Annotated in this window: 5 protein-coding genes; all 5 read right to left on the reverse strand. The window is 72.1% G+C overall.

Annotation, left to right across the window (positions count from 1 at the left end):
• Window positions 1–98 precede the first annotated feature (98 nt).
• Window positions 99–1,232, reverse strand: a complete 1,134-nt coding sequence (pstS, locus tag ABT093_RS30995; RefSeq protein ID WP_350570087.1) for a phosphate ABC transporter substrate-binding protein PstS — start codon at window positions 1,230–1,232, stop codon at window positions 99–101.
• Window positions 1,233–1,477: 245 nt separating this feature from the next.
• Complete coding sequence (locus ABT093_RS31000) at window positions 1,478–1,936, reverse strand: NUDIX hydrolase (protein ID WP_350570088.1); 459 nt, start codon at window positions 1,934–1,936, stop codon at window positions 1,478–1,480.
• Window position 1,937: 1 nt separating this feature from the next.
• Window positions 1,938–3,023 carry a CHAD domain-containing protein gene (locus ABT093_RS31005; RefSeq protein ID WP_350570089.1) on the reverse strand — a complete coding sequence of 362 codons (1,086 nt, stop codon included), beginning with the start codon at window positions 3,021–3,023 and terminating at the stop codon, window positions 1,938–1,940.
• 240 nt (window positions 3,024–3,263) lie between these two features.
• The gene (locus tag ABT093_RS31010; RefSeq protein WP_350570096.1) at window positions 3,264–5,441 is read right to left on the reverse strand and encodes an RNA degradosome polyphosphate kinase; all 2,178 of its coding nucleotides are present in this window, start codon (window positions 5,439–5,441) and stop codon (window positions 3,264–3,266) included.
• 336 nt (window positions 5,442–5,777) lie between these two features.
• Window positions 5,778–6,773 carry a mycothiol synthase gene (gene mshD / locus ABT093_RS31015; protein WP_350570090.1) on the reverse strand — a complete coding sequence of 332 codons (996 nt, stop codon included), beginning with the start codon at window positions 6,771–6,773 and terminating at the stop codon, window positions 5,778–5,780.
• Window positions 6,774–6,890 lie beyond the last annotated feature (117 nt).

The following is a 6,890-nucleotide window of genomic DNA, read 5'->3' on the forward strand; positions in this document are numbered from 1 at the left end:
CGGTGCCCCGGACGTGTTGCGTTCTCGTCGGTACTTCCCGCTGGGGCGGCCCCGGCCCCCCTCGATCTCGGGGCCGCCCCAGCGGAGGTCCTACTGGATCAGGCGAGGCCCTTGACGGCCTCGGCCACCTTGCCGGTCAGCTCCTTCGGCAGCGGGACGTAGCCCGCGTCGCCGATCGCCTTCTGGCCCGCGTCGCTGATGGCGTAGGTCAGGAAGGCCTTCAGGGAGTCGAGCGTGTCGGCCTTGTTGCCCTTGTCGCAGACGATCTCGTAGGTGACCAGGACCAGCGGGTAGGAGCCCTCGTCCTTGGTCGCGTAGTCGAGGGTCAGCGCCAGGTCGCTGCCGGTGCCGGCGATCTTCGCCTTGGCGAAGGTGTTGGCGGCGTTGGTGGCGTTGGCCTCGACCGGCTTGGAGGCGCCGGTGGCGATGGAGGCGCTCTTCAGGTTGTTGGTCTGGGCGTAGGACAGCTCGGCGTAGCTGATCGAGTTCTTGACCTGCTTCACCTGGGCCGAGACACCGGCCGAGTCCTTGGCGCCCTGGCCGCCCTTGCCCGCCCAGGCCTTGCTGGGCGGGTACGCCCAGGCGCCGCCCGAGGTCTTGGCCAGGTACTTGGTCAGGTTGTCGGTGGTACCGGAGTCGTCCGTGCGGTGGAAGGCCTGGATGTCGGCGTCCGGCAGCTTGGCGCCCGGGTTCAGGGCGGCGATGGCCGGGTCGTTCCACTTGGTGATCTGCGAGTCGAAGATCTTCGCGATGGTCGGGCCGTCCAGGACGAGGTTGTCGACGCCCTCGACGTTGTAGACGATCGAGATCAGGCCCGCGACGACCGGCAGGTTGATGCCCTGGCCACCGGTGCAGACGGCCTTGCTGGCGTCGACCTCGGCCGGCTTCAGCGCCGAGTCCGAGCCGGCGAACTGGATCTTGCCCTGGTTGAACTGCTGGACACCGGCACCCGAGCCGCCGCCACCGTAGTTGATGGTGGCTTCCTTGCAGGCCGCACCGAAGTTGTTCTTCAGGATGTCGATCGCGTTGCCCTGGGCGGTGGAGCCCGCGGCCACCAGCGGGGCCGGCTTCGGACCACACTCGATCGCGGCGGCGGAGGCGGAGCCGCTGGCGCCACCGGACGCGTTGGTGTTGTTCTCGTCCGAACCGCACGCGGCGAGCGACAGCGAGCTGACGAGCGCCATGGCACCGATCGCGAGGGCCTTGGAGCGGCCGTTCCGCTGGAGCTTCACAGGGTGTCCCTTTCTGTGGCATTGCCCGGCGCGCAGGCCCCGCGAAAACGGGGCGGAGCGCGGGTTTTGCTGAGGTCCGGGGCCCGTTCGGCCCTCCGGTGACACCGAAGTTAGGCCGGGTAGGTGACGCGTCAGCCGGTCGTAAGTGAACGGAGAGTGAACCTCGAACGGATGACAGGAAACTACGTCAGGTAGTAACGGTTGCGTCACGGCGAGAGCGCGGGAAGATCACTTCCACTGTTCCTTCACGTCTCCCGGGCCCGCGATCCGACCGGTCTGGCCCCCAGCAGCTCCAGCAGCGCGTCCACCAGCCGCCGGTCCTGCTCCCGGCTCAACCGCTCCCGCGCCTTGCCCGCCGGCAGCCACTCCAGACGGTCCACCTCCCGGCTCGGCCGGAACTCCCCCGCCGTCGGCACCGCCGCCCAGTACCGGACCTCCTTCGGCCGGCCCTGCGCCAGATAGTGCTGGGTCGGCAGCTCCGCCCCCAGCAGACAGCAGAAGCCCGTCTCCTCCCGCACCTCGCGCAGCGCCGCCTCGACCACGCCCTCACCCGGGTGCAGCTTCCCCTTCGGCAGGCTCCAGTCGTCGTACTTCGGCCGGTGGATCACCGCGATCCGCGGCCGGCCGAGCCGGCCGCTCTTCTTCGGGCGGCCCGGCAGCCAGAGCACCGCCCCCGCCGCCAGCACCACCGGCCCGTCGGCCACCTCAGGCCGTCCGCGATTCCGCCACCGGTCCCCGGCCCTCGGCCGGAGGCAGCTCCAGCCACGCCTCCGCGCCCGGCGGCAGCTCCGGCCACCGCCGCCCGAAGGCGTACCGGGCCGCCTCCACCTCCAGCCGCTGGTCGGCGTGGACCACACCCAGCACGTACGCCGTCGCCGGGGTGATCCGCGGCGTGCGCGCCGCCGTCGCCGCCGTCACCGCCGCCTCCGAGGCCTCCTGGTGCCGCAGCAGCACCCGGTCCAGCTCGTCCAGCACCGCCGACGGCCGCCCGCACACCTCCAGCGCGTACCGGGCCCGCTTCACCAGCACCCGCGTACGGTGCCAGGGCGCGTCGTCCGCCGCGAGCGCCGCGTCCGCGTCCAGCGCGCCCCGCGCGCTCGGCACCGACCCCAGCCGGCGCAGCCCGTCCCCGCCGTACGGCGTCGCCGCCCGCTGCAACGGCAGCTGCTGGGCGCTCGCCGCCAGGGCCCCGAACGCCGCCGCCGCCTGCGGCACCAGCACCGCCGCCGCCCGGCCGTTCGCCGCCTCCGCCAGCGGCGCGTCCGCCACCAGCAGCGTCATCCGGTCCGCCAGCGCGTGCAGCCGCGCCGAGCGCAGCTCCTGCAGCACCGTGGAGTGCGCCCTGGTCCGGGCCAGCGTCAGCTGCCGGTCCAGCAGCGCCCGCGCCTTCGGCGCCCCCGCGTGACCGGCCAGCATGCCCGGCCCCTCCGCCTCGCTGCCGCTCAGCCCGTCCAGCGCGCCCAGCAGCCGGGCCGACCGCCGCACGTAGCCCGGCTCCAGCGCCAGCAGGTTCAGCAGCCACGCCAGCTCACCGCGCGCCTCCTGTGCCCAGAGCGGCTCGAAGGACGCGGAGAAGGTGGTCAGCAGCCCGCTGATCCGCCGCACCGCCCGCAGCAGGCCCGCCGTGCCCTCCGACGGGACGACGGACGCACCCGGTCTCGCACCGACCTCGCCCACCGCCAGCGGCAGGGCGCGCAGGAACGCGCCCGCCAGGGCGGTGAGATGGCTGGAGAGGATGTCCCCGGCGGTCGCGGTGGAGGCCGCCTGGGCCGTCATCGGCGCATCGGTCATGGCTAGGTAGATCCCCGTTCCCCCGGGGCCGTCCCCGGGGCTGGTGGCCGACCGCTCAGCGGGTCCCTGCCGCTCAGCGGCTCGCGTCGGTGGGTCGCGCGGTCGCGTCGTCGAGTCTCGTGCCGTCGTGTCCCCGCAGGCGCGGCCGGCACCGCGCGGTGCGGTGCGGGCCACGCCTCGCGGCGTCGCGGCTCACGTCGTCACGTCTGGCGTCAGCGGGGTCGTGGCGGCGACCGGCGGTCATCGGGCGGTGGCGGCCCGGCGACGCTGACGCGAGTCGATGAGCAGGTCCTGGACGTGTCGCAGCGGCTTGCCGTCACCGTCGTCGGCGTGCCGGGTCCAGGCCCCGTCCGCCCCCAGGTGCCAGGACTCCGTCTCATCCGACATGCCGAGGTCCAGCAGCCCGGACAGCTCGGCCCGGTGCGCCGGGTCGGTGATCCGCAGCAGCGCCTCGATCCGGCGGTCCAGGTTGCGGTGCATCATGTCGGCGCTGCCGATCCACACTTCCGGATCGCCGTTGTTGCCGAAGACGAAGATCCGCGAGTGCTCCAGGAAGCGCCCCAGGATGCTGCGCACCCGGACGTTCTCGCTCAGCCCCGGCACGCCCGGCCGGATCGCGCAGATGCCGCGCACCCACACGTCCACCGGCACCCCGGCCTGCGAGGCCCGGTACAGCGCGTCGATCAGGGCCTCGTCGACGATCGAGTTGACCTTGAGCTTCACGTGCGCCGGGCGGCCGGCCCGGTGGTTGGCGATCTCGTTGTGGATCCGCGCCACCAGACCGTCGCGCAGCCCGCGCGGGGCGGTCAGCAGCCGGCGGTACGACTCGCGGCGCGAGTAGCCGGAGAGCCGGTTGAAGAGGTCCGAGAGGTCCGCGCCGACCTGCGGGTCCGAGGTCAGCAGACCGAGGTCCTCGTACAGCCGGGCGGTCTTCGGGTGGTAGTTGCCGGTGCCGACGTGCGAGTACCGGCGCAGGGTGTCGCCCTCCTGGCGGACCACCAGCGACAGCTTGCAGTGCGTCTTCAGCCCGACCAGGCCGTAGACCACGTGGCAGCCGGCCTCCTCCAGCTTGCGGGCCCACTTGATGTTGGCCTGCTCGTCGAAGCGCGCCTTGATCTCGACCAGCACCAGCACCTGCTTGCCGGACTCCGCCGCGTCGATCAGCGCGTCGACGATCGGCGAGTCGCCCGAGGTCCGGTACAGCGTCTGCTTGATCGCCAGCACGTCCGGGTCGGCCGCGGCCTGCTCCAGGAAGGCCTGCACCGAGGTGGAGAAGCTGTCGTACGGGTGGTGCAGCAGCACGTCCCGCTCGCGCATCGCGGCGAAGATGTCCGGCTGCGAGGCCGACTCGACATCGGTCAGGCCGCGCGCGGTGCCCGCCACGAACTTCGGGTAGTTCAGCTCCGGCCGGTCCAGCCCGGCGATGCCGAACAGCCCGGTCAGGTCCAGCGGGCCGGGCAGCGGGAAGACCTCCGCCTCGGTGATGTTCAGCTCCCGCACCAGCAGGTCCAGGATGTACGGGTCGATCGACTCCTCGACCTCCAGCCGCACCGGCGGGCCGAAGCGCCGCCGCATCAGCTCCTTCTCCAGGGCCTTGAGGATGTTCTCGGTGTCGTCCTCCTCCACCTCCAGGTCCTCGTTGCGGGTGACCCGGAAGGCGTGGTGGGCGAGCACCTCCATCCCCGGGAAGAGCTCCTCCAGGTGCGCTCCCATGACGTCCTCCAGCGGCACGTACCGCTGCGGGGAGGCCTCCAGGAAGCGGGCGAGCGACTGCGGCACCTTCACCCGGGCGAAGTGCTTGTGCCCGGAGACCGGGTTGCGCACGACGACCGCCAGGTTGAGGGAGAGCCCCGATATGTAGGGGAAGGGGTGCGCCGGGTCCACCGCCAGCGGGGTGAGCACCGGGAAGATCTTCTGCCGGAACAGCGTGTGCAGCCGCGCCTGCTCCTTCTCCGCCAGCTCGGACCAGCGGACCACCTCGATCCCCTCGGCGGCGAGGTCCGGCAGCACCTCCTGCTGGAACGCGGCGGCGTGGCGGGCCATCAGCTCGCGCGAGCGGGTCCAGATGAGGTCCAGCACCTCGCGCGGCTGGAGCCCGGAGGCGCTGCGCTGGGCGACGCCGGTGGCGATCCGGCGCTTGAGGCCGGCCACCCGGACCATGAAGAACTCGTCGAGGTTGCTGGCGAAGATCGCCAGGAACTTGGTGCGCTCCAGCAACGGGATCCCCGGATCCTCCGCCAGTTCCAGCACGCGTTCGTTGAACGCGAGCCAGCTGCGCTCACGGTCCAGGAACCGGCCCTGCGGCAGCTCCTCGAGGTCCTGCTCGTCGGTGACCGTCAGTTCCGGCGGTATCCCGAGCGCGCTGGACATCCGCGCGGGTGGGGACAGCGGGGCAGGGACGGGGCGGGGGATGCTCATGAGCTCCAGCTCCTCCAGCAGGACGGCGTCCGGACACGAAATGCTTTTCGGGCCGTCGCCCTCGCCCATCACCAGCACCCAACCACCCGGCGCGGTCGTCACAGGACCGGTCGACGTGTGCCGACCGATGCTGCACGAGCGAGACACTACGGACTTCATCCTGTGATCTTCGCGGCATTAATTGAATCCACGGTAAACACCGCATGGCCAGGAGGAAAGCTGAGGCGGTCAGGGCTGCGGCGACGAGCGCACACCCGTTGCCGCGGCCCCGTTCTCTCCGCTAGGCGAGGCCGGATCGCCCTGATCCGGCGATCACTTTCGGTTACCGGAACGCGGTCACCGGGAATTCGGCCGCACGACCCCGGCCCGATACATCAGATCGACTTCGTGGACAGTGAATCCGAGCCTTTCGTAGACCCGGACCGCCGCGGGATTGTCCGCGTCGACGTACAGCAGCACCGTCTCCAGGCCACGCTCGCCGACCGACTCGTCACCGCCTGTCAGGTGGCGCAGGCCGGCCGCGGTCAGCGCCCGGCCGAGGCCGCTGCCCTGCTCCGCCGGGTCGACGCCCACCACGTACACCTCGCCGAGCGCGGGTTCGGTCGCGGTGGCCGGGTGCACCTTCGTCCAGTGGAAGCCGATCGGCTTGCCGTCCCGGGTGGCGAGGAAGAAGCCCGCCGGGTCGAACCACGGCTCGGCCAGCCGGTCGGCCAGGTCGCGCTCGGTCCAGGAGCCCTGCTCCGGGTGGTGGGCGAAGGCCAGGGCGTTCAGGCGGAGCCACTCGGTGTCGTCCTCACCGGGCCGGAAGGTCCGCAGCTCGATCCCGTCCGGGAGCGGGACCGCCTCGGTCTGCGGACCGGTGCGGCGCATCTGCCGCAGCTCGCGGACCAGCTCGGCGCCGTAGCGCTCGGCCAGGTGCCGGGCCGCCGGGTGTCCGCCGTGCACCCAGAAGTCCACGTACCCGCGGCCCGCCCGGGCGGCCTGGGCGAGCACCGCGTCCACCAGGGGCCGGCCGAAGCCCCGTCCGCGGGCGGCCGGCGCCACGACGAGCTCGGCGGCCGGGTTGGCGCTGCCGTTCTCGGGGACCTCCAATTGGCCGTAGCCGACGGTCCCGGCGGTGCCGGGATCCGCTTCGAGGAAGTGGGTCACTCCGGTCCGCGCCGTCTCCGAGGAGCGAAGACGCAGGCGCCCCTGTTCGGACACGGCCTCCCGGCCGTCCGCGCCCTGGGCCTCCGCGAGGATCCGCAGGGCCGCGTCCCGCTGGGCCGGCCGCAGTACGTCGGAGGCGAGGACCGTGATCGCGTCGCCCGGTGTTGCCGTTCCATCGTCCATGCACTGACGATACGTCAACGGTGAACGCAGAGAACCCCCGCCGGAATACCGGCGGGGGTTCTCTCACAATTTGTTCGGCGGCGTCCTACTCTCCCACAGGGTCCCCCCTGCAGTACC

This window comes from Kitasatospora sp. NPDC002551 (genome assembly GCF_040296005.1).
Taxonomy (GTDB): domain Bacteria; phylum Actinomycetota; class Actinomycetes; order Streptomycetales; family Streptomycetaceae; genus Kitasatospora.